Genomic DNA, 20,553 nt, shown 5'->3' with positions numbered 1-20,553 from the left:
ATGAAAAGACCTGTACGGCTCAGGTCGGTGTCATTCGGGAGTTTTTTGCGTTCCCAAATAAATTCTGCCGCCCGTTTAAGCTTGTCCATTCAACAACTCCCCTGGAATGGCCGGCCGGATATTATTCATCGCACGCTCTTTGGCCTCATCCAAAACATGAGTGTAGATCTGGGTCGTGGAAATATCCTCATGGCCAAGCAGCTCTTGAACCGTCCGCAGGTCGGCTCCGTTGTGCAGCAGATCCGTAGCGAAGGAGTGTCTCAGCTTATGGGCGGACAGCGTCCTTCCCGATAAATGCGGGTACTTTTCGAACAGGGCTTGAAAGGTCTTTTCCGCGATACTCTGAACCATTCGTTTGCTGATACGGCGCCGGAATTGGGAAATAAAAAAGGCCGTTTCCTTGGGATTCCGGGGAGATATCCGCTCGCTCAGACAGGTTTGCAGTAAGTTGGTCATTTCAGCAGGGAGGGGGATGTAGCGCCATTTCCCGCCTTTTCCGAGCACACCGATGTTATTCCCTTCCTGATCGAAGTCCGAAATGTTTAACTTCACGATCTCACTGACACGAAGTCCCGCATAGGCCATCAGGGCAACGATCGCAACGTCCCGAATCATATATCTTCCTTCAACCAGTCCCAGGCATGCATCGAGAAACTGCTTTTGAAGATACACGGGCTGTTTTTTCTTCTCAACCTTTGCTTTTTCAATATTCATGGCCGGATTATGGTCCGTTAGCTTGAATCGAATCATGACTTTATAAAAGAGGCGGATGGCCGACTGGCACCGGTTGCGATACCGGGCGCCTGCGCCGCTTTCACGGACACGAGTAAGGAAATACATCACATCAATCTCTGAAACTTCCGAGACCGCTTTGCCGTCCAGTGACGTCAAGAAATGCTTGAGATCATGAAAATAAGCATTCTGCGTTTCTTGTGAATATTCACGATCCTTCATATAGGAAACAAACAACTTCGTTTCGCGTTCATATTGCTCAAAAACTTCCGTATATTTCATCAGCTTGGCACCCACCTGATCGATTTAAAGATAAATTGCATTAAATATAGATTTAATGCAATTTTAGTATAACAAAAAAACCGATAAGTTAGGGCTCTATTGGCACAAATAAACGGGGGACCGGATTTTAGGCCGATTATGGGTCTGTCGTACGCTCTACAACCATTTTTTTGGCCAATGAAGCTGAAGGATCAGCAGGTGATGATAAGAAAAACGTCTATCGACGTAACTTCAAAGAAGTCAGACCGCGTTTAGCTGAAGTTTTTCTTGCGATTATAGAATGGTTCAGCTTCGCTGAAATTTATAAATTCTATAATCTTAAAAAATCTCTTTAGGGTTCATATGAACCGGTATATAATGTTCTTATTAGTTTATATCAATCCAATCAAGTTCATTTGATACTCTGAAATGGGGAGAGAACGATGATGCCGACAATCAAGCTCGAGTTATTGAATCGTCAAGATGAAGTGAGGACGGAGGAGTACAACGATTCGCAAACGACGCATGTCCATTTGATGGAACGGGAAGAAGAAGGGTTTACGTATCTGGCCTGCCAGCGTGTGGAGTACGCCGAGGGCGACAGGTTTAGAGTCACGATGGAAAAGCCGGATTCGTATATCGTGGTTCAAATGGATGAGACGCTCAATCCGTCTTTAATTTATGTAAAGGGAACCACATGGGAATACGAGATTCCGCTGGTGTACAAACGAGCGTATCCCGAGAACGCTTTTGCCGGATCGAAGCATTATGTTACTGCCCGATATGCGACGGAGAATGAGATCAGCCAGTACTGTAATCTGGCATTAAACCCTCATGACCAGAAGCAGGACTCGGGCGCTTTTCCGCATGCTCACGCGAATGTCGAAACTCGAAACGACCCTACCTTCTTTGCCCGCAACGCCATCGACGGCGTCTATGCCAATTACAGCCACGGTTCTTACCCGTATCAATCCTGGGGAATTAACCAGCAGCCGGATGCCGAGCTGACACTGGATTTCGGACGTAAGGTACAGCTTGACCGGCTGGGTCTCGTATTGCGGGGCGATTTTCCGCATGACAGCTGGTGGAAAGAAGTAACGGTCGCTTTTTCCGACGGGTCAGAGGAGCAGCTCCATCCTGCAAAAATCCGCAGCATCCAATACTTTGACATCTCTCCCCGCACGGTCGAATGGCTGGTGCTCAAGCGATTGATCAAAGGCGATGAGACGCCGTTTCCGGCCCTGACGCAGATTGAGGCATACGGCAGAAATGTATAGGTAAGCATCTTTTGATGGGTAAGCATCGATTACCGGACAAGCGGCCTTTATCCCCTGCACATCCTTTTACGCTGAAGAACTTAGCATATATAATGAAGACAGATCGTCTTGGCGAAAGGAAGGTGCTCCTGTGCGTGAAACCTGTGTTCCGGGCGGCGTTAAGCTCAAAGACACCGGATTTGGATATACGCTGTCCTTAATCGGCGGCAAATACAAAATGATCATTATGTATTGGTTGTCCGAACATCAAGTGATGCGTTTTAATGAACTCCAGCGGAGTATCGGAACCATTTCCTTTAAAACACTTAGCGTCATGTTAAAAGAAATGGAGGCGGATGGCCTGGTCATACGCAAGGAATTTCCTCAGGTTCCCCCGAAGGTCGAATATTCGTTGTCCGAACGGGGTCTTTCCCTCATCCCTGTCCTGAATCTGATGTGCGAGTGGGGGGAGAACAACTTTGTTCCCGGCGTTGAGGCTGTTCAGCGATAGGCATCCCGTAATACGGCTCATTAGAAGAAGTATTTCCCGTACAGGGAGATACTTCTTTTTTAATGGCCAAATCCATTTGCTGGTTTAGAGGGAGTCGATAAACTTCAAATAGTCCTGCGCGCTTTGTTCCAGTTCGTCCACAGGCTGATCGGTTTCCGCTCCCGGCACATTTTCACCAGGCTCGCTCTCCGTACCGTAGAATGCAAAAACCGAACGATAATCCGCATTGCAGTACCGGAAGGTCGTTTCAAACGGAACCAATATTTGCTCCAGTGTATACCGGTACCTGCCTGTTTCGCTGTAATCCGCTTTTTTGATCCCTGCAGAGACGCCAAGAGCGACTTTGCGGTTCTTTAGCTTGTCGCCACCGTTCGAACCATAAGCCCAGCCGTATGCCAGCACTTCGTCCAGCCATTGTTTGAGGAGAGGCGGGCAGTTGAACCACTGGATTGGAAACTGCAGCATCAAATGGTCATGCGTCTCCACCAAACGCTGCTCTTTTTCCACATCGATGGATTGGTCAGGATAAGCTTTGTACAAGTCATGGACCGTGTATTTTTCCGGGTATTTGTAGAGCTCTTGGACCCACCGTTTATTAATGACGGACGTTTCAATGCTTGGATGCGATACGATCACTAAGGTTTTCATCAGATTGGTCCTCCTTTTGTTCGATAATGACTTCGTATTGAGTATAAAAAATACCTCGCCACGCTGTAAGTACGCACTTTTAATACAGGTACTAACATCCTGGTAAGTGTGAACAGCGTCGAACAGAAGCCTTTTAACGACTTACGTCGGCGTATCCAAGCTGGATGGCCGATACAAGCGATGAAACGGAATTGACAGGAGTCGGGTAAATCTATACAATTATATTGTTTCATATGAATAAATAATTTGGAGAATCGGAATAGTTTTAACTGTTACAACCATATTATTATATATTCAGAGCATACATTTTTCTTATTCAAGGGACTGATTGATTCAAAAAATCACATCATTCCATGAATAGGTTTAAGGCAGTATTAGTAACATTTCTTTCACGTTCATAATTTGTTTCAAATGAAACAAATTGTTTTAACCAACTCATAACAGCGAGCCGGGATGCAGTACATGGAAACGACGAGTGATTCGCGAGGCTGTAATGCGTTGGTCAGGAGTGGGGGAAGCACATCATAGGCGGTTTTCAAGTCTGAATGAACAGGAGGGTTCGAATCATGGAATGGGCGACAATCATCCAAGAGCGCAGAAGCATCCGCAGGTTTAAATCCTCTCCCGAGGTGGATCAGGAACTTGTGCGGGAGCTGCTCCGGGAAGCGCAGGGCTTGTATCCTTATCCTTCCGGCGAGGCTGCAAGTTACAGGTGCGTATATGCAGGAACGGCGGAATCCAGGGAGCGTCTTGCTGTCTGCATGCTTGAGCCCCTGGTGAAGAACAAACTGGTCAAATGGCTGCCGGAAAAAATTCGGGATTTTGTCCGAAAAAGAGTAACGGAAATACCCGGTCATTTGGCTGTTATTGCCAGCACGAACGAGGACAGAAGGACAAATGACATGAATTATGCTGCAGTTTGCGGGATCATGCAAAACTTCCAGCTGCTTGCCTGGCAGCGGCAGCTTGGTACCCTATGGGACACGGAGCCGATGATGCAGAGCCGGGAGTTATTCCACCTTTTCCAAATGAAACCAACGGAGAAACTGGTGGGAATTTTACACCTCGGCTATTTTGACAAAATGCCGAAAGCCAGAGCCAGGACACGTGCAGAAAAGAAATGGACGATCATAACGGGATAAGGAGGCGAACTCATGAACATCACCGGTGTCTCAAATACAGGACTTACATCAAACTACAGCAATCGGCCCGTTCCTGAAAGTCATATCCTCGATCTTTTAAATGTGGCCGTATGGGCTCCGAACGACGGACTGCGGGAGCCGTGGCGTTTTATATTTATCGGGTCAGGTAGCACAGACATCATGGCCGGATTACAGGAGGAGGCGCCGGCTTATTTGATCCTGGTGATTAAAGAAGAGCGCGATCCTCATAAAAGGGAAGAAGATTTCGCGGCCGCATGCTGCCTTATGCAAAATTTCCATATGCTTGCTCAAGAGAGTAAGCTCCACGTCCGAATGACGATGAACGACTGGATTTATGATCGAACATCCGCCCATCGCTATGGTGTTCACCAAGAAGAGCGGATCGTCGCCGTTCTGGAATTGGGTTATCTGGAACCACCAATAGAGCCGGTAACCGCTGCTCATTCACCGGATCTTAACTTTGAGTTACTGTAATTGGTAAATGTTCAAGCTGCATAACCTTTTTCGCTCCTGATGCATCTAATTGGGGGAATGTTCAAAGGAGTACGTCAAAGATCCAAATCCTTCTCAGCGTCCCTTCCGGAAAGCATGTTTTCCGAAAAGGGACGTTTTTATTTCGGAACGATGTCACATTCGGCAGCCTGCCAAACGTTATACAGGGTGAGGATGGGACAACAAGGGAGGTGATGCCATGAAATACCTCAACCCCGGGGATGAGTCGACACAACCTATCGAGAGCGTTGTAGAAAGCGTCAAACAAGGAGATAAGCAGGCATTTGCCGACATCATCCGTACGTTTGAGCGTCAGATTTATACGTATTGTTATTACATTTTGAAGAACCGTGAGGAAGCGGAGGACGCGCTGCAGGAAATTTTCATCAAGGTGTATCAATCCATCCATAAATATGAGCACCAAGTTTCCTTCTCCTCATGGTTGTACAAAGTTGCTTACTACCATTGCATGGATATGGCCAGAAAGAAGAGCCGGCAAAAGAAGACGTTATCTCTCCAAAAAGAGATTCGGCAGTTGGAGAATCAGCACCAAAAGGACAGCGTACCAGAGGTGGAAGAGCTGCTGATGAATTTGAAGCCTGAAGAAAGGCATCTCGTACTTCTGCGGGCAGTGGAGCAGTACAGCTTCGAAGAGATCGGACAGATTATGGACTGCAAACCGGCGAACCTGCGCAAAAAGTTCGAACGCGTCCGGAAAAAACTGATTCTGCAAAAGAAGATCAAAGGAGGGGTAACCCATGAACGAATGGTCAGATCTAACTGAAGAAGAGCTGATGGCGCATTTGCGGAGAACGGTTAAGCAAAAGGAAATGCCGCAAGAAAGCTACGCCAATCAAATTATGGAGAGGCTGAATGAGATGAGTAGATCCAGCAGAAGCGAACGTATCGGAAGAGGAACCTGGAAGAAAAAGGCGGCGATTAGCGTAACAGCTGTAGCCATGCTTGGAGGTGTGGTGATGGGAAGCGGCTTCGTGTCCCCAGTTATGGCGGATGCCTTGAAAAACGTGCCGTGGATCGGCAGTGTGTTCCAATACAATTCGGACAGCACTTTGCGGCAAGCCAGCACGACAGGTCTGACAACGGCACCGAACCTCAGCGTAACCAAGGACGGGGTGACGCTCAGCATTAAAGAGGTGATGTTTGATGGAAACCGGCTTGCATTTGTCATTGAACGTCAAGGCGTGGACGACGATACGATGATCTCCCCTTATCCACCGGCAGGGGCGAAGGATGAGAAGGGGAACCTGATCCAAACCGTTCCATTGGAACAGCAGAAAAAAGGGTATATCTATATGCCGGATGTCACCATTCAAGGAAAAAACAAATTTTTCGGCATGTTCTCACAAGATGTAGGCAAAACGGAGGACGGACAAGACATCCACAATATGGCCATGTTTGAAATTTTGAAGGGCCTGTCTGAAATGAACCTCCCCGAAGCATTCGACATGTCCGTAAAACTGAACGTTTCCGGGATCAAAGAGTCGTTTGAATTCGTCGTGCCGGTCAAAAACCTGGCGAAAGGTTCGGTCGTCCTTCATCCGAATCAAACGCAAAGCAGCGGCGGCTTCAGCTATACGGTCAAGCAGCTTGAGTTGACGCCGGTAACGACACGTCTGGTTTTGGACAGCAAAGGCAGCGTTCCTGCGACATCAGAGCAAACAGGAGATTTAAGCCCGAGCAAAATGTACTACGACATCGTGGACCAGGATGGAAATCCGGTGCAGCAGAACTTGATCGGATACTTCAACAGCAGACCGGGTACCGAATATCATGAAGATGAGGCTTACAAGCCGTTTGACAAAACGCCGACCTCCATTAAGATCAAGCCTTATACATTGACTGTGAAAAAGGATTGGACCAACGTGTCCGACAGTAAGGGGGAACCGGTTAAAACTTATCATAAAGATCTCGAAATGACGATTCCGGTCGTCAAGTAACAAGCCAATTAAAAAAAGGTTATAAACTCTGCAAAAAAAGAGCTCTTATTCCATCTCGAACAGGGATGGGGAGCTCTTTTTTTGATGGGCTATTTTAGCTGGCCGATGGACAAATTGACCTTATAATTGCCGAACTGAACCATCTCGCCCAGAAGGTCATTGAGGTCCATAGGGGTTGGCACCTGCACCCGAAGGAGGTAGCAGCCTTCACCGCTGATCCGGTGTGCCTCCACGATGGGCTGGGTACGCTGGATGTAATGCTGGAACGAAGTATGCGTATCCGCAGATTTCATAAAGACCGTAATAAAAGCACTGACCTGGAGTCCGAGCTTGCCCGGGTTGCACCGAAGCGTATAACCCTCGATCACTTCCAGATCCTGGAGCTTCCGGATGCGGGCACCCACCGCTTGACCGGTGAGATGTACCTTTTCTCCGATCTCCTTGTTGGACTGGAGAGAATTTTCCACCAGCAGCTGCAATATTTTAAGGTCGATCTCATCGATATCTTGTTTGCTCATCTTGCCCTTCACTCCTTTCACCGTGAAAATATAGCTACCAATATCGTTTCGCCAGGCTATGTAAAGAACACGTTTTCCTGTTTTATACTGGTATCGTGAATAACAGAATCATAAACCAAACCGGGAGTGAATGGAAATGAAAATTCAATTGATCCGCAATGCCACATTGTTTATTGAATATGCCGGTGTAACTCTTCTCGTCGATCCGATGTTCAGCGAGAAGGAGGCCAACCCGCCGGTAATCAATACCGCCAACGAACTCCGCAACCCGCGGGTACCCCTGCCAGTGGAGGTGGAAAAGCTCGTGACGCCGGATGCGCTGCTGGTCACCCACCGGCATCCGGATCACTGGGATGAGCCTGCCCAGAAGCAAATCAGCAAGGAGACGGCGGTATTCTGCCAGCCGGAGGACGAAGGTGAGATCCGGGCAGCCGGGTTTACCGGCACGACACCGGTCGAAAGCAGCGTTACGTTTCAAGGAATCACTGTGACTCGTACCGGAGGTCAGCACGGAACGGGAGAAATCGGGAAACAGATGGGGCCTGTGTGCGGCTTTGTCCTTCAAGCCGAAGGCGAGCCGACGGTCTACATTGCAGGCGATACGATATGGTGCCGTGATGTTAAAGAGGCGCTTGATGCCTACCAGCCGGATCTGACGATCGTTAATGCCGGCGGTGCCCGCTTCGTGACGGGGGATCCGATCATTATGGATGTGAATGACGTGCTTGCCGTTCTGCGTCATCAACCGGATACCCGGGTGGCTGCCGTTCACATGGAAGCGATCAATCACTGCTTTTTAACGAGGGATGATCTGAAAGATGCAATAGAGAAGGCGGGATACAGCAGCCGGGTAATCATTCCGGAAGATGGGGAAATCTTTGCGGATTAAAAAAATATTTATTTTTGGGTTTTTTAAAGAGGATGCCGGGGGCGGACAGCGAAGGATACAGCATACCGTTTGAAAGCGAGGGATCATTGGCTCAATGAATCAGAATCAAGTATTTCAGACCAGGCTTCTCAGCTCGTTATCCAAAGTATTTCCCGATGGACAGGGAACCGAACATCCCGTGACAGGCGGGTCGATGCTCAGCAACGAAACGTATGCTTTTCAAGCTGCTTACCGAGCGGACAGCCCGGTAAATGATCTTAGGGTCATCGTAGACGCGCCGGCTGCACTGCAGGTTACGGTACGCCGGGTTGGCCTCGTGCCGTCCGGTTTTCCCGTATATCCGGATCATGATGAACATGTCCTGCGTGCGGAACCCGGATTATTTCCGGATCCACTGTATCCGCTGGATGAAGAACAAGCAATTGCAGCTGCACCGGGAGAGTGGCAAAGTGTCTGGATCACGCTTCAGACGAAAGGTCAGACTCCAGCGGGCAGCTACCCGATCACCGTCCGTTTTACATCCGGGGATGGGGAAGTTGCCGGAGAGGAGACTTTCCAGCTGGAGATGATTCCGGAGGAGTTGCCTCCCCAGAAGCTGATACATACCGAATGGTTCCATGCAGACTGCCTGGCGACCTATTACAAGCTGGACGTATTCAGTGAAGAACACTGGCAGGTGATCGGTCAATTCATTGATACGGCCATAAAGCATGGCATGAACATGATTCTGACCCCCGTCTTTACGCCGCCGCTGGACACCGAGGTCGGCGGAGAGCGGCCGACGGTTCAGCTTGTGGATGTGACCGTCACAGGGGAAAATCAATATGCTTTCGGATTTGACCGGCTCGCAAGATGGGTTGAGCTGTGCGATGAGAAGGGCATCCGCTATTTTGAATTTTCCCATTTGTTCACGCAGTGGGGCGCGAAGCATGCACCGAAGATTATGGCATCCGTTGACGGAAATCTACAGAAGATTTTCGGATGGGAAACCGATGCCACCGGTGAAACGTATCGTATGTTCCTGGAGCAGTTTGTTCCGGCACTAACGGAATGGATTCATGCCAATAACCTGTCGGAACGAAGCTATTTCCACATTTCCGATGAACCCGGGGCGGATCACCTGGAGTCATATGGCTATGCGAGCAAGCTGCTGGGCGGTCTGCTGCAAGGATTCCCGATCATCGACGCCCTGTCGGACTATGATTTTTTCGAAAATGGTTTGGTGAAAACGCCTATTCCGGCCAGCAACCATATCGAGCCGTTTCTGGAGCATAACGTCCAGCCGCTCTGGACGTACTATTGCTGTTCCCAATATAAAGAGGTGGCTAACCGCTTCATGTGCTTCCCTTCGGCCCGCAATCGGATTCTGGGCTACCAGCTGTACAAGTTTGACGCCGCCGGATTTTTGCATTGGGGTTATAACTTCTATTATTCGCAATACTCCAAAGGTGAGATTGACCCATACGAGACGACCGATGCCGGTAAAGCTTTTCCGTCAGGCGATCCGTTTATTGTATATCCGGGACCGGGCGGCGTGCCGGTCGAATCGATCCGGCTTGAGGTCATGAACGAAGCGCTGCAGGATTTGCGTGCACTCCAGCTGCTCGAATCGAAAATCGGCAGGGAGAATGTGCTGAAGGCGCTGGAAGAAGATTTGCCCGAGCCGATCACGTTCAGCCGCTACCCGCGCGAAGAAGAATGGCTGATCGCCAAGCGCGAATGGGTGAACCGGAAGATTAAAGAAGCTTTAGCTTCGGCAAACGTCTGAGCTGCGGCGTTGTCCCTTTGATCACCGCATCGAACACGACAAGACAAGGAAAAAGCATTCGTCAGACCGGTGGTGAACCGGCTGACGAATGCTTTTGTTTTTTGGAAATATGGGGCTTCATCACGTCCAACGAGCCGTTAAACCAGCACCTTGCGAAACTCGCGGGTGAGGAGCGGCACGACCTCGAACAGGTCCCCGACGATACCGTAATCCGCCACTTTGAAAATCGGCGCCTCGGGATCCTTATTAATCGCAATGATGACCCGCGACTGGCTCATCCCCGCCAAATGCTGGATCGCGCCGCTGATGCCGCAGGCGATATAGATCTCCGGCGTCACGACCTTGCCGGTCTGGCCAATCTGCATCGAATAGTCGCAGTAGCCTGCATCGCAGGCCGCCCGGGAAGCGCCCACCGCGCCGTGCAGCACATCCGCCAGCTCTTCAAGCGGCTTGAACCCTTCGGCACTCTTGACGCCGCGGCCGCCCGAAACGATAATTTTTGCCTCGGTCAGGTCAACCTTGCCGGACGTCTTGCGCACGATGTCCTTTACGATCGAGCGGAGGGAGCCAGAAGGGGCGTAATCGATCTCGATGATCTCCCCAGGCGAAGATACGCTTGGTGCGGGAGACAGATTGTTCGGGCGGATCGTCACGACCTGCGGGCCGCCGGTGAACGACTTTTGCTCGAACGCTTTGCCTGCGTAAATCGGGCGGGTGTAGACCGCTTCGCCGCCGTTCTGCTCGATCGCCGTCACGTCTGAAATTTGTCCGGCACCCAAATGGGCAGCGATTTTCGGCGCAAGATCCCGGCCCAATGCCGTATGGCCAAGGATGACCACGTCAGGCGTCACCTGTTCAAACACGCTTTTCACGACATCAAAATAAGCTTCAGCGTTGTAGATTTCCAGCTCGGGGTGGTCCACGGCGTAGACCCTGCCTTCTACATAGCCCGCCAGATCTGCAGCAAGGGTCGTAATTTGCGACCCGATCAACACGGCAGCGACGGCGTCTCCTTCATTTTTGGCAATGGAGGCCGCCTGAAGCGCTTCCAAAGAAACCTGACGCAGGCTGCCACCGCGGACCTCAGCTACGACCACAAACGTTTTACTCATTCGGGATTCCTCCTTTTATCGGTTTCATCAAATCAGCTTGGCTTCGGTACGCAGCAGCTGGACCAGATCCGCTGCCTGCTGGGCCAGGTCTCCCTTCAGTATTTGCCCGGCCTTGCGCTCAGGCGGCAGGGCGAGGGAGAGGCGGTTCGTTTTAGCGGCTACTTCTACTTCGGTCAGGCCGAGGTCGCCAAGCCCGAGACGCTGGAACGGCTTCTTCTTCGCCTTCATAATGCCGGGCAGCGACGGATACCGCGGCTCGTTAAGCCCTTGCTGCGCGGTGAATACCGCAGGAAGGGCGACCTCCAGCGATTCGGTATCGCCTTCGGCGTCCCGCTGCACGGATGCTTTTCCGCCGGCAATGTCCAGCTTCGTGATCGAGGAAGCGTGAGGCAGGCCCAGCAGGTGGGCTACCCTTACAGCGACCTGACCTCCGCCGGAGTCCACAGAGAAGTTGCCGCCTAGAATGAGGTCTACGGACTGCTGGCCGAAATAGGCCGCCAGCGCTGTAGCGATGCTGAACTCGTCGCCGGGAATGCTGTCGCCGTCAATGAGCACGGCTTCATCGGCGCCCATGGCCAGTGCCGTTCTCAGCGCCTCGGCCGTGCGCTCCGGTCCCACTGAGACGACGGTTACGGTACCGCCGTGCGCATCCCGCTGCAACAACGCTTCTTCTACCGCATATTCGTCGTACGGATTGATGACGTACTTGACCCCGTCGTCGGAAATCTGTCCATTTGAAATGACGATTCGTTCCTCCGTGTCGAAAGTTTGCTTCAGCATAACGTAGATATTCATGCGGACAAGCTCCTCTCTCAAACGCGTTATTTTAAACCTTTTAAGAAAAACTCAACTGTCTTATCCACCTGAGCGGAAAGGGAATACTTTCGGCCGGAGATAAGCCAGGAGGTGACCACTTCATCCATCGCCCCAAAAATCAGCAGGCGCGTCAGTTTGACATCGAGGTCTGCGCGGAACGATTTTTCGGCAATCCCCTGTTCAATGATATGCTCAATCAGCTGAATGTAGGGCTTGACGACAAGCCCGATGGCTTTGCGCAGCTCTAGCGAGCTCTGACGCAGCTCGATTTGTGTCACATAAGCCAGATTGATGTTGTTTTCGAGCTCGGTAAAGTGAATTTCGCAAACTTTGCGGAGAGCTTCATCGGCGGTATTCGTTTCCTTCACGCTGCTGTTGAACATGGAGACCAGATTGCCGAGACGGGCTTGAAACAGAGAAATAAGGATATCTTCCTTGTTTTTAAAATATAAATAAATCGTACCGTCCGCGACGCCTGCCTCCTTGGCGATCCTCGAAATCTGGGAGCCGTGATAGCCGTTCTCCGCGATTACTTTTAAGGCTGCATCCAAAATCAACTCATATTTTTCCAATTTTCTACTTGTCATCAGGCCACCCCGGTGTTAGAATTCAAATAACTGAATGAATACTCATTCATTTTTCTTAATCTTATGGGAAACAGTGCCAGTTGTCAATGTTTTCAAGGTAAGATTTTATTTTTAAACAAGCTTTGTAACCGCTTACGAAATGTAACCCGTCACCAAACTTAGGTGAATACGAAGAAAGGACGGATGACAAATGGTGTGGCCAATCGTCAATTTACTGCTGTTTCTCGTTGTGACCGGGTACGGTATTTACTTGTTCTGCCAAGCGGTGTATCACAGACTGCTGTACGTGAAGCTCGGCAAGCCGGTGGATTTCCGGAAGCAGCGTGAAGGCAGATGGGGCGAGTTCCTGGGACAGGTGTTCGGCCAGAAAAAGCTGCTGAAGGACCGGAAGAGCGGCATTATGCACGTGGTGATCTTTTACGGCTTCATCATCCTTCAGTTCGGCGCGCTGGATCTCATTATCAAAGGACTGACAGACGGCGGCCACCTTCCGCTTCCCGCGTACGACGTATTTGGTCTGCTTCAGGAGATCACGGTGTTTCTGGTCCTTGTAGCGATGGGATATGCCGCTTACCGGCGGTATGGCGAGAAGCTTGCACGCCTCAAGAAAGGGTGGAAGCCGAGCATTGTCGTGTTCTTTATCTTCTCCCTGATGCTGTCTGTGCTGCTGTCGCTTACCTTCGAAAGAATCCGGCTCGACCTCGAGCCATCCGCTTACGCACCTATATCCTCAGCGATTGCGGCCATCTTCTCCGGCATGTCCGGTACGGCGGCATCCATATTGTTTTACATCTTTTGGTGGGCCCATCTGCTTATTCTGCTATCTTTTCTCGTCTATGTTCCTCAATCGAAGCATTTTCACCTCATTACCGCACCGGTCAATATTTGGCTGGGCCGTTCCGAGCCTGTCGGCAAGCTGAGCAAGCTTGACCTTGAAGATGAAGAAGCCGAGTCGTTCGGCGTCGGCAGGATCGAAGATTTTACGCAAAAACAAATGATCGACTTCTACGCTTGTGTGGAATGCGGCCGCTGCACGAACGTCTGCCCGGCTTCCAATACCGGTAAGGTACTGTCGCCGATGCATCTTATTACTAAACTACGTGATCATTTGACGGAAAAGGGTACAGCCATGACAGGTAAGTCGCCGTATGTTCCCGAATATGCTTTTGCCGGGAGTGGAACGCATGCATTGGATGCAGCTGTGTCCGAAACCCATCCCGATTGGTCATCAGCGGACGGCGTGACGGATATTCGCCCGACGCTGGCATGGCAGAAGGCCACCTGGACCCATCAGGACACAAGTCCGCAGGACATGAACTTGATCGGCGACGTCATGACCGAGGAGGAGATCTGGTCCTGTACCACCTGCCGCAACTGCGAGGATCAGTGCCCGGTCGGCAACGAGCATGTCGATAAAATCATCGATTTGCGCCGCCATCTCGTGTTGATGGAGGGAAGCATGCCGGCAGAGGGGCAGCGAGCTCTGCAAAATATCGAACGGCAAAGCAATCCCTGGGGATTGAACCGCAACGACCGGGCCAACTGGACCGGCGAGGTGGAAGGCATCCGGGTGCCGACCGTCAAGGACAATCCGCAGTTTGAATATTTGTTCTTCGTCGGATCGATGGGCTCATACGATCTGCGCAGCCGCAAAATTTCCAAGGCGTTTGCCCGCCTCTTGAACGAATCCGGCGTCAATTTCGCCATTCTCGGCAACGAGGAGAAAAATTCGGGCGATACACCCCGCCGGATGGGCAATGAGATGCTGTTTCAGCAGCTGTGCATGGAGAACATCGAGATTTTCGAAAAATACGGCGTTCAGAAAATCGTGACGGCCTGCCCGCACACCTTCAACACGTTCAAAAACGAATACCCCGAATTCGGGCTCGAAGGGGTCGAGGTGCTCCATCACTCCGAGCTGCTGGATCAGCTCCTCCGCGAAGGGAAGCTGAAACCCCAGTATGAAGTGAAGGAGCGGATCACTTATCACGACTCATGTTATCTGGGACGCTATAACAACGTGTACGACCAACCGCGCAGCGTCCTCCGGGCCATTCCCGGCGTAGAGCTCGTTGAAATGAAGCGCACGCGGGAAAATGCGATGTGCTGCGGCGCCGGGGGCGGCATGATGTGGATGGAGGAGAAGTCCGGCAAACGGGTGAACCTTGCCCGCACAGAGCAGGCTTTGGAAGTAAATCCAAGCATCATCAGCAGCGCCTGTCCTTACTGCCTGACCATGATGGAGGACGGGACGAAGATGAAGGAAGTGGAAGAGCGTGTGAAAGCAAAGGATATCGCCGAAATTTTGGAGCTGTCCGTTTTCGGGGATTCCGCTGCTCACAATAAAGGATTTGAAATGGAGGCAAGCACACAATGAACAAATCCATTCGCAAGGCAGCCGTCATCGGCTCAGGAATTATGGGTTCCGGCATTGCTGCACATCTGGCCAATGTCGGGATCCCGTGCTTACTGCTGGACGTCGTTCCGACTCAGCTGACAGAGGAAGAGACGAAGAAGGGGTTGACGCTGGAGCATCCGGCGGTACGCAGTCGTCTTGCAACTTCGGCCATTGAGAAGCTCGGCAAGATCAAGCCGGCTCCGCTGTATGATCCTGCGTTTGCTTCCCGGATTACGCCGGGCAACCTCGAAGATCATCTACCGCAAATTGCAGGCGTCGACTGGGTCATCGAAGTGGTGGTCGAGAATCTGGAAGTGAAGCGGCAGCTTCTGAAGCGCGTAGAGGAGCATTGGAAACCCGGTACGGTAGTCAGCTCGAACACGTCGGGCATCTCGATCAACGAGATGGCGGCCGAATGCGGCGAATCGTTCAGAAAGTACTTCCTGGGCACGCATTTCTTTAATCCGCCCCGTTATATGAAGCTGCTTGAAATTATCCCCGGACGGGACACGGAGCCGGAGCTCGTGGCGCGTATGAAGGATTTTTGCGAAAGGGTGCTCGGCAAGGGCGTCGTCATCGCCAAGGATACGCCTAACTTTATTGCGAACCGGGTCGGTACTTACGGCCTGCTGGTGACTCTGCAGGAAATGATGGAGAAGGGCTTCACAGTGGAAGAGGTCGATGCAGTGACCGGACCGGCGATGGGGCGCCCGAAGAGCGCTACCTTCCGCACGCTGGATCTGGTGGGGCTCGACACGTTTGTTCATGTCGCGGACAACGTCCGGATGAACGTCGAGAATGAACGCGAACAGGCGGTTTTCACTTCGCCGGACGTGCTGACAGGCATGGTGGCGCGCGGCTGGCTCGGGGAGAAGAGCGGGCAAGGCTTCTATTTGAAAAAGAAAACGCCGGCCGGGAGCGAGATTTTATCGCTTGACCTGAAAACGCTGGAATACGTGCCGCAGATGAAGCCCAAATCGGCGTCGTTGGAGGCCGCGAAAATGGCCAAGGGAGCCGGAGCGAAAACAAAGGCGCTCCTCGGGGCGAAGGACCGCTACTCGGATCTGGCCTGGGACATTCTGAAGCAGGTGTTGGTCTATTCGGCCGAAAAGGTGGGCGAGATCGCCGATTCGGTCAAGGAAGTCGACGATGCCATGAAATGGGGCTTCTCCTGGGAACTCGGACCGTTTGAGACCTGGGACGCCATCGGCCTGGCCCGGTCCGTGGAGCGGATGGAAGCCGAAGGCTTAACCGTTCCCGCCTGGGTTAAAGAGTGGGTCGCTGCGGGACACAAGTCCTTTTACAAGCAGGAGGACGGCCGGCTGTATTCGATTCATGTGGCGTCGGGCGCATATCGTGAAGTAGAACAGCCGGAAGAAGTCATCAATCTGCGCAGCCTGAAAGAGCAAAACAAGGTGGTGAAAGGTAACAGCGGCGCCAGCCTGATCGACATTGGAGACGACGTCGCCTGCCTGGAATTCCATTCGCCCAACAATGCGATCGGCGAGGACATTCTCTCCATGATTACGCAGAGCATTGACGAGGTGCGCAGCAATTTCAGAGGACTCGTGATTGCGAACCAGGCACGCAACTATTGTGTGGGAGCCAACATTATGCTGCTCCTCATGGAAGCGCAGGACGAAGAATGGGACGAAATTAACGAAATCATCCGGAAATTCCAGTACACGATGTACGCGCTGAAGCGGTTTGAAAAGCCGGTCGTGGCCGCGCCGCACCGTATGTGCCTCGGCGGCGGGGTCGAATCCTGCATGCCGGCCGACCTGGTCATCGCAGCGCCGGAGACGTATTACGGTCTTGTCGAAGTCGGCGTCGGCCTGATTCCCGCCGGTGGAGGGTGCAAGGAACTGGCGCTGCGGGCAAGCCAAACGGCCGGTCTTCCGGATGCGGATCTGCAGCCGCACATCAATCACATTTTCCAAACCGTGGGGACAGCGACGGTATCGACGAGCGGCCACGATGCCAAGCGTCTCGGGTACTTGCGGCCAAGTGACCGTGTCGCGGTGAGTCAGGATGTTCAGATTTATCAGGCGAAGCAGGCTGTTCTCGGACTGGATCGCAGCGGCTATGAACCGATCCCGCAGGAGAAGATCCGGGTCGTCGGGGCAGAGGGTAAGGCCGTGCTTCAGCTTGGTGCGCTTGGTATGAAGCAAAGCGGTTATATCAGTGACCATGATTACCTGATCGCCCGAAAACTGGCCCATGTTCTCGCCGGCGGTGATGTCCCGGCAGGAACCCTTGTCAGTGAGGAGTATATGCTGGACCTCGAGCGCGAGGCTTTCTTGAGCCTGTGCGGCGAACCGAAGACGCAGCAGCGCATGCACCACATGTTAACCAAAGGCAAGGCGCTCCGCAACTAACATCCACGGGAGGGGATATTCCATGAAAGAAGCAGTCATTGTATCGATGGCGCGTACCGCAGTCGGCCGTGCCAAGAAAGGCAGCCTGGCACAGACACGGGCCGACGATCTCGGGAAAACGGTGCTGGAAGCCGTCGTGGAACGCGCGCCGGGCCTTAAAAAGGAAGACGTGGAGGACATCATCATCGGCTGCGCCATGCCGGAAGGCGAGCAGGGGCTTAATTTCGCCCGGATCATGTCGCTGTACGCCGGATTCCCGGTGACGGTGCCGGCGCTGACGATCAACCGGTTTTGCTCCTCTGGCCTACAGTCGATCGCCTTCGCGGCGGAGCGTGTCATGCTGGGGCATGCTGACATCCTGATCGCCGGGGGCGTGGAGAGCATGAGCCATGTGCCGATGACCGGTTTCAAGATGTCGCCGAATCCGAAGATCGTTGAGCAGATGCCGGAGGTCTACATCGCCATGGGACATACGGCGGAAGAGGTGGCCGACCGGTTCGGCATCAGCCGGGAAGATCAGGACCGGTTCGCTGCGAGATCGCACGCCAGGGCGGCGCAGGCGATTGCGGAAGGCAGGTTCCAGGACGAAATCGTGCCGGTTCAGGCCGAACTAAAAAGCGTGGATGAGAAAGGCAAAGTGCAGACGAAAACCTTCGAATTCCGGGTGGACGAAGGCGTGCGGAGCGACACGACAGTGGAGGTGCTGGGCAAGCTGAAACCGGCGTTCAAGCTGAACGGATCGGTCACAGCGGGGAATGCGTCCCAGGTCAGCGACGGGGCTGCGGCGGTCGTTGTCATGAGCCGGGAAAAAGCCGAGGCGCTTGGCCTGCAGCCGCTTGCCACATTCCGTTCCTTCGCGCTCAGCGGCGTCGAGCCGGAAATTATGGGCGTCGGTCCGGTCAAAGCGATTCCGAAGGCGCTGCAGATGGCCGGAATTACGCTGGATGACGTGGATTTATTCGAAATCAACGAGGCGTTCGCCTCCCAGTGCGTCCACATTATCCGGGAGCTTGGCATCGATGAGGAGAAAGTGAATGTCAACGGCGGCGCGATTGCGCTTGGGCATCCGCTGGGCTGCACGGGCACGAAGCTGACGACGACCCTGATCAGCGAGCTGAAGCGGCGCGGCGGCGGTTACGGCGTGGTGTCCATGTGCATCGGCGGCGGCATGGGCGCCGCGGGCGTGTTTGAGGTTCATCCGTAAGCAGAAAGCGTTCTACAGTGATTTGGTTTTTATATTAAAAAATTCATATCGCAAAGGAGACGGGAACGATGAGCACAACGATGAATAAGGTGATCGGCGGCAGTTATATCATTGAAGACACGGACTTTCACAATATGGTGACCCCGGAAGATTTTACGGAAGAACACCGGATGATCGCCGAGACAACGGAGGATTTTGTGGCCGGTGAAGTGGTGCCCCATGACGAAGCGATCGAAAAACTGAATTATGAGCTTACGGTGGAGAAGATGCGCAAAGCCGGTGAACTGGGATTGCTGGGCGCCGACGTGCCGGAGGCCTATGGCGGGCTTGGCCTGGATAAGGTCAGTTCGACGCTGATCAGCGAGCGGCTGACCAAGGCATCCTCTTTCGCGTTGTCGATCGGGGCCCATGTCGGCATCGGCACGCTGCCGATCGTCTATTTCGGCACTGAGGAGCAGAAGCAGAAATACCTGCCTGCTCTGGCAACCGGCGAGAAGATCGCCGCCTACTGCTTAACGGAGCCTTCCTCCGGTTCGGATGCACTGGGGGCGAAAACGACAGCCACCTTATCCGAGGACGGTGAATATTATGTATTGAACGGCAGCAAGCAGTTTATCACGAATGCCGGTTTCGCCGACCTATTCATTGTGTACGCCAAAGTGGACGGCAAAGACTTCAGCACCTTTATCGTGGAGCGCACGATGGAAGGTGTCAGCATTGGACCGGAAGAGAAGAAAATGGGAATAAAAGGATCGTCCACCTGTCCGCTCATCCTGGAGGATGTGAAAGTGCCTGTAGAGAATCTGTTATGGGAAGTAGGCAAGGGGCATTTGATCGCCTTCAACATCCTGAACATCGGACGCTTCAAGCTGGCCGCCGGTTGTGTAGGCGCCTCCAAGGATACGATTGAGCTGGCTGCCAAGTACGCGAACGAGCGCGCGCAGTTCGGCCGGAAAATCTCCACCTTCCCATTGATCGGCAAAAAGCTGGCGGATATGAATACGAAAACGTACGCGCTCGAGAGCATGGTTTACCGCACGGCAGGTCTGTTCGATGTTGGCCTTGCCGAAGTGGATCACAGCAGTCCAGAAGTGGGCTATCAATCGGCCAAAGCCATTGCCGAATATCAGCTCGAATGCTCGATCAACAAGGTGTTCGGTTCCGAAACGCTGGATTTCGTCGTCGACGAAGGCGTGCAAATCCATGGCGGATACGGCTTTATTCAAGAGTACCGGGTGGAGCGGAATTATCGGGATTCGCGGATCAACCGCATATTCGAAGGCACAAACGAAATCAACCGTCTGCTCATTCCGGGCACTTTGGTGAAACGGGCCATGAAGGGCCAGCTGCCGCTGATGCAAAAAGCCGTGGCGCTGCAGGCCGAGCTTCTGGAGCCGATTCCTCCGCAAACTTTCGAGGGTACGCTTGACCAGGAAGCCCATCTGATCAGGATGGCAAAGAAAATTTTCCTGATGGCCGGCGCCCAGGCCGTACAGAAATATCAATTGAAGCTTGAGGACGAACAGGAGATTCTGAGCCATCTGTCCGATATGATGATTTCCGTCTATGCGATGGAAAGTGCGCTGCTGCGTACGCAAAAAATCATCGACCGCTCCGGCGAAGACAAGGCTCGCCTGCCGATCATGATGACGACCGTATTCGTTCATGACGAATTCAATAAAATCGAAACGTGGGCGAAGGAAGTGCTCGCTGCGATGGAGTCGGGCGACACGCTCCGGACGCAGCTGTCCGTTCTGAAAAAGCTGACGAGAAAGTCGCCTGTCAATACGCTGGGATTGAAGCGTGAAATCGCTGAAAAGGTCATTGCCGCGGAAAAATACGTGCTGTAACAATTCGTGAGA

The 20,553-nt window shown here is 52.5% G+C and carries 18 protein-coding genes; 12 read left to right on the top strand and 6 right to left on the bottom strand.

From position 1 onward, the window contains the following. Window positions 1-75: 75 nt before the first annotated feature. Entirely contained in the window at window positions 76-1,014 is a 939-nt protein-coding gene (locus C7820_RS07695) for a tyrosine-type recombinase/integrase (RefSeq protein WP_116230437.1), read from the bottom strand. Between the two features lie 422 nt (window positions 1,015-1,436). Here C7820_RS07695 and C7820_RS07690 point away from each other — a divergent pair, with 422 nt between their 5' ends. Beyond that, a complete protein-coding gene (locus C7820_RS07690) occupies window positions 1,437-2,270 on the top strand; it encodes a discoidin domain-containing protein (RefSeq protein ID WP_258875158.1) in 834 nt (277 codons plus the stop codon). A 130-nt stretch (window positions 2,271-2,400) separates the two neighbouring features. Next, complete coding sequence (locus C7820_RS07685; RefSeq protein ID WP_116230435.1) at window positions 2,401-2,760, top strand: winged helix-turn-helix transcriptional regulator; 360 nt, start codon at window positions 2,401-2,403, stop codon at window positions 2,758-2,760. Window positions 2,761-2,844: 84 nt separating this feature from the next. Here the strand turns inward: C7820_RS07685 and C7820_RS07680 are convergent, their stop codons facing one another. Continuing rightward, window positions 2,845-3,408, bottom strand: coding sequence for an NAD(P)H-dependent oxidoreductase (locus tag C7820_RS07680; protein ID WP_116230434.1), 564 nt, complete (start codon window positions 3,406-3,408; stop codon window positions 2,845-2,847). Window positions 3,409-3,974: 566 nt separating this feature from the next. Between C7820_RS07680 and C7820_RS07675 the strand changes: the two genes are divergently transcribed. The 4 genes from C7820_RS07675 to C7820_RS07660 all read left to right on the top strand — a co-directional run bounded on the left by C7820_RS07675 (window position 3,975) and on the right by C7820_RS07660 (window position 7,021). Then, entirely contained in the window at window positions 3,975-4,550 is a 576-nt protein-coding gene (locus C7820_RS07675) for a nitroreductase family protein (RefSeq protein ID WP_116230433.1), read from the top strand. A 12-nt stretch (window positions 4,551-4,562) separates the two neighbouring features. Beyond that, window positions 4,563-5,045 carry a nitroreductase family protein gene (locus C7820_RS07670; protein ID WP_116230432.1) on the top strand — a complete coding sequence of 161 codons (483 nt, stop codon included), beginning with the start codon at window positions 4,563-4,565 and terminating at the stop codon, window positions 5,043-5,045. A gap of 217 nt (window positions 5,046-5,262) precedes the next feature. Then, window positions 5,263-5,847 (top strand): RNA polymerase sigma factor, encoded by a 585-nt coding sequence (locus C7820_RS07665; protein WP_116230431.1) that lies wholly within the window; start codon window positions 5,263-5,265, stop codon window positions 5,845-5,847. Then, a complete protein-coding gene (locus C7820_RS07660) occupies window positions 5,822-7,021 on the top strand; it encodes a DUF4179 domain-containing protein (protein ID WP_116230430.1) in 1,200 nt (399 codons plus the stop codon). The genes C7820_RS07665 and C7820_RS07660 overlap by 26 nt, the downstream gene beginning before the upstream one ends. Window positions 7,022-7,110: 89 nt before the next feature. Here the strand turns inward: C7820_RS07660 and C7820_RS07655 are convergent, their stop codons facing one another. Continuing rightward, on the bottom strand, window positions 7,111-7,539 hold the full coding sequence (locus C7820_RS07655; RefSeq protein ID WP_116230429.1) for an Lrp/AsnC family transcriptional regulator: 429 nt from the start codon (window positions 7,537-7,539) through the stop codon (window positions 7,111-7,113). A gap of 136 nt (window positions 7,540-7,675) precedes the next feature. On the opposite strand from C7820_RS07655, the gene C7820_RS07650 reads away from it, so the two are divergent. Continuing rightward, entirely contained in the window at window positions 7,676-8,428 is a 753-nt protein-coding gene (locus C7820_RS07650; RefSeq protein ID WP_116230428.1) for an MBL fold metallo-hydrolase, read from the top strand. A gap of 94 nt (window positions 8,429-8,522) precedes the next feature. Then, window positions 8,523-10,196, top strand: a complete 1,674-nt coding sequence (locus tag C7820_RS07645) for a DUF4091 domain-containing protein (RefSeq protein WP_116230427.1) — start codon at window positions 8,523-8,525, stop codon at window positions 10,194-10,196. Between the two features lie 137 nt (window positions 10,197-10,333). Here the strand turns inward: C7820_RS07645 and C7820_RS07640 are convergent, their stop codons facing one another. The 3 genes from C7820_RS07640 to C7820_RS07630 are packed head-to-tail and all read right to left on the bottom strand — an operon-like array spanning window position 10,334 to window position 12,711. Continuing rightward, window positions 10,334-11,308, bottom strand: a complete 975-nt coding sequence (locus C7820_RS07640; RefSeq protein ID WP_116230426.1) for an electron transfer flavoprotein subunit alpha/FixB family protein — start codon at window positions 11,306-11,308, stop codon at window positions 10,334-10,336. A gap of 27 nt (window positions 11,309-11,335) precedes the next feature. Next, entirely contained in the window at window positions 11,336-12,103 is a 768-nt protein-coding gene (locus C7820_RS07635) for an electron transfer flavoprotein subunit beta/FixA family protein (protein WP_116230425.1), read from the bottom strand. Between the two features lie 26 nt (window positions 12,104-12,129). Continuing rightward, window positions 12,130-12,711, bottom strand: a complete 582-nt coding sequence (locus C7820_RS07630) for a fatty acid metabolism transcriptional regulator FadR (RefSeq protein ID WP_076165412.1) — start codon at window positions 12,709-12,711, stop codon at window positions 12,130-12,132. A gap of 190 nt (window positions 12,712-12,901) precedes the next feature. On the opposite strand from C7820_RS07630, the gene C7820_RS07625 reads away from it, so the two are divergent. From C7820_RS07625 to C7820_RS07610, 4 genes are all read left to right on the top strand, one after another. Next, window positions 12,902-15,088, top strand: a complete 2,187-nt coding sequence (locus C7820_RS07625; RefSeq protein ID WP_181908960.1) for a (Fe-S)-binding protein — start codon at window positions 12,902-12,904, stop codon at window positions 15,086-15,088. Further along, window positions 15,085-17,487, top strand: coding sequence for a 3-hydroxyacyl-CoA dehydrogenase/enoyl-CoA hydratase family protein (locus C7820_RS07620; RefSeq protein ID WP_116230424.1), 2,403 nt, complete (start codon window positions 15,085-15,087; stop codon window positions 17,485-17,487). The genes C7820_RS07625 and C7820_RS07620 overlap by 4 nt, the downstream gene beginning before the upstream one ends. A 22-nt stretch (window positions 17,488-17,509) precedes the next feature. Next, window positions 17,510-18,691, top strand: coding sequence for an acetyl-CoA C-acetyltransferase (locus tag C7820_RS07615; protein ID WP_116230423.1), 1,182 nt, complete (start codon window positions 17,510-17,512; stop codon window positions 18,689-18,691). A gap of 68 nt (window positions 18,692-18,759) precedes the next feature. Beyond that, window positions 18,760-20,541 carry an acyl-CoA dehydrogenase family protein gene (locus C7820_RS07610; RefSeq protein ID WP_116230422.1) on the top strand — a complete coding sequence of 594 codons (1,782 nt, stop codon included), beginning with the start codon at window positions 18,760-18,762 and terminating at the stop codon, window positions 20,539-20,541. The last annotated feature ends 12 nt before the right edge of the window (window positions 20,542-20,553 follow it).

The organism is Paenibacillus sp. VMFN-D1 (assembly GCF_003386155.1).
Taxonomy (GTDB): domain Bacteria; phylum Bacillota; class Bacilli; order Paenibacillales; family Paenibacillaceae; genus Paenibacillus_AQ; species Paenibacillus_AQ favisporus.
This window is presented reverse-complemented; position numbering and strand designations above follow the sequence as displayed.

What these genes read in the sequence shown, in the direction of transcription:
- C7820_RS07695 (WP_116230437.1), bottom strand. Translation starts at nt 1,014, where the DNA reads ATGAAATATACGGAAGTTTTTGAGCAATATGAACGCGAAACGAAGTTG.
- C7820_RS07690 (WP_258875158.1), top strand. Translation starts at nt 1,437, where the DNA reads ATGATGCCGACAATCAAGCTCGAGTTATTGAATCGTCAAGATGAAGTG.
- C7820_RS07680 (WP_116230434.1), bottom strand. Translation starts at nt 3,408, where the DNA reads ATGAAAACCTTAGTGATCGTATCGCATCCAAGCATTGAAACGTCCGTC.
- C7820_RS07675 (WP_116230433.1), top strand. Translation starts at nt 3,975, where the DNA reads ATGGAATGGGCGACAATCATCCAAGAGCGCAGAAGCATCCGCAGGTTT.
- C7820_RS07670 (WP_116230432.1), top strand. Translation starts at nt 4,563, where the DNA reads ATGAACATCACCGGTGTCTCAAATACAGGACTTACATCAAACTACAGC.
- C7820_RS07665 (WP_116230431.1), top strand. Translation starts at nt 5,263, where the DNA reads ATGAAATACCTCAACCCCGGGGATGAGTCGACACAACCTATCGAGAGC.
- C7820_RS07660 (WP_116230430.1), top strand. Translation starts at nt 5,822, where the DNA reads ATGAACGAATGGTCAGATCTAACTGAAGAAGAGCTGATGGCGCATTTG.
- C7820_RS07655 (WP_116230429.1), bottom strand. Translation starts at nt 7,539, where the DNA reads ATGAGCAAACAAGATATCGATGAGATCGACCTTAAAATATTGCAGCTG.
- C7820_RS07650 (WP_116230428.1), top strand. Translation starts at nt 7,676, where the DNA reads ATGAAAATTCAATTGATCCGCAATGCCACATTGTTTATTGAATATGCC.
- C7820_RS07645 (WP_116230427.1), top strand. Translation starts at nt 8,523, where the DNA reads ATGAATCAGAATCAAGTATTTCAGACCAGGCTTCTCAGCTCGTTATCC.
- C7820_RS07640 (WP_116230426.1), bottom strand. Translation starts at nt 11,308, where the DNA reads ATGAGTAAAACGTTTGTGGTCGTAGCTGAGGTCCGCGGTGGCAGCCTG.
- C7820_RS07635 (WP_116230425.1), bottom strand. Translation starts at nt 12,103, where the DNA reads ATGAATATCTACGTTATGCTGAAGCAAACTTTCGACACGGAGGAACGA.
- C7820_RS07630 (WP_076165412.1), bottom strand. Translation starts at nt 12,711, where the DNA reads ATGACAAGTAGAAAATTGGAAAAATATGAGTTGATTTTGGATGCAGCC.
- C7820_RS07625 (WP_181908960.1), top strand. Translation starts at nt 12,902, where the DNA reads ATGGTGTGGCCAATCGTCAATTTACTGCTGTTTCTCGTTGTGACCGGG.
- C7820_RS07620 (WP_116230424.1), top strand. Translation starts at nt 15,085, where the DNA reads ATGAACAAATCCATTCGCAAGGCAGCCGTCATCGGCTCAGGAATTATG.
- C7820_RS07615 (WP_116230423.1), top strand. Translation starts at nt 17,510, where the DNA reads ATGAAAGAAGCAGTCATTGTATCGATGGCGCGTACCGCAGTCGGCCGT.
- C7820_RS07610 (WP_116230422.1), top strand. Translation starts at nt 18,760, where the DNA reads ATGAGCACAACGATGAATAAGGTGATCGGCGGCAGTTATATCATTGAA.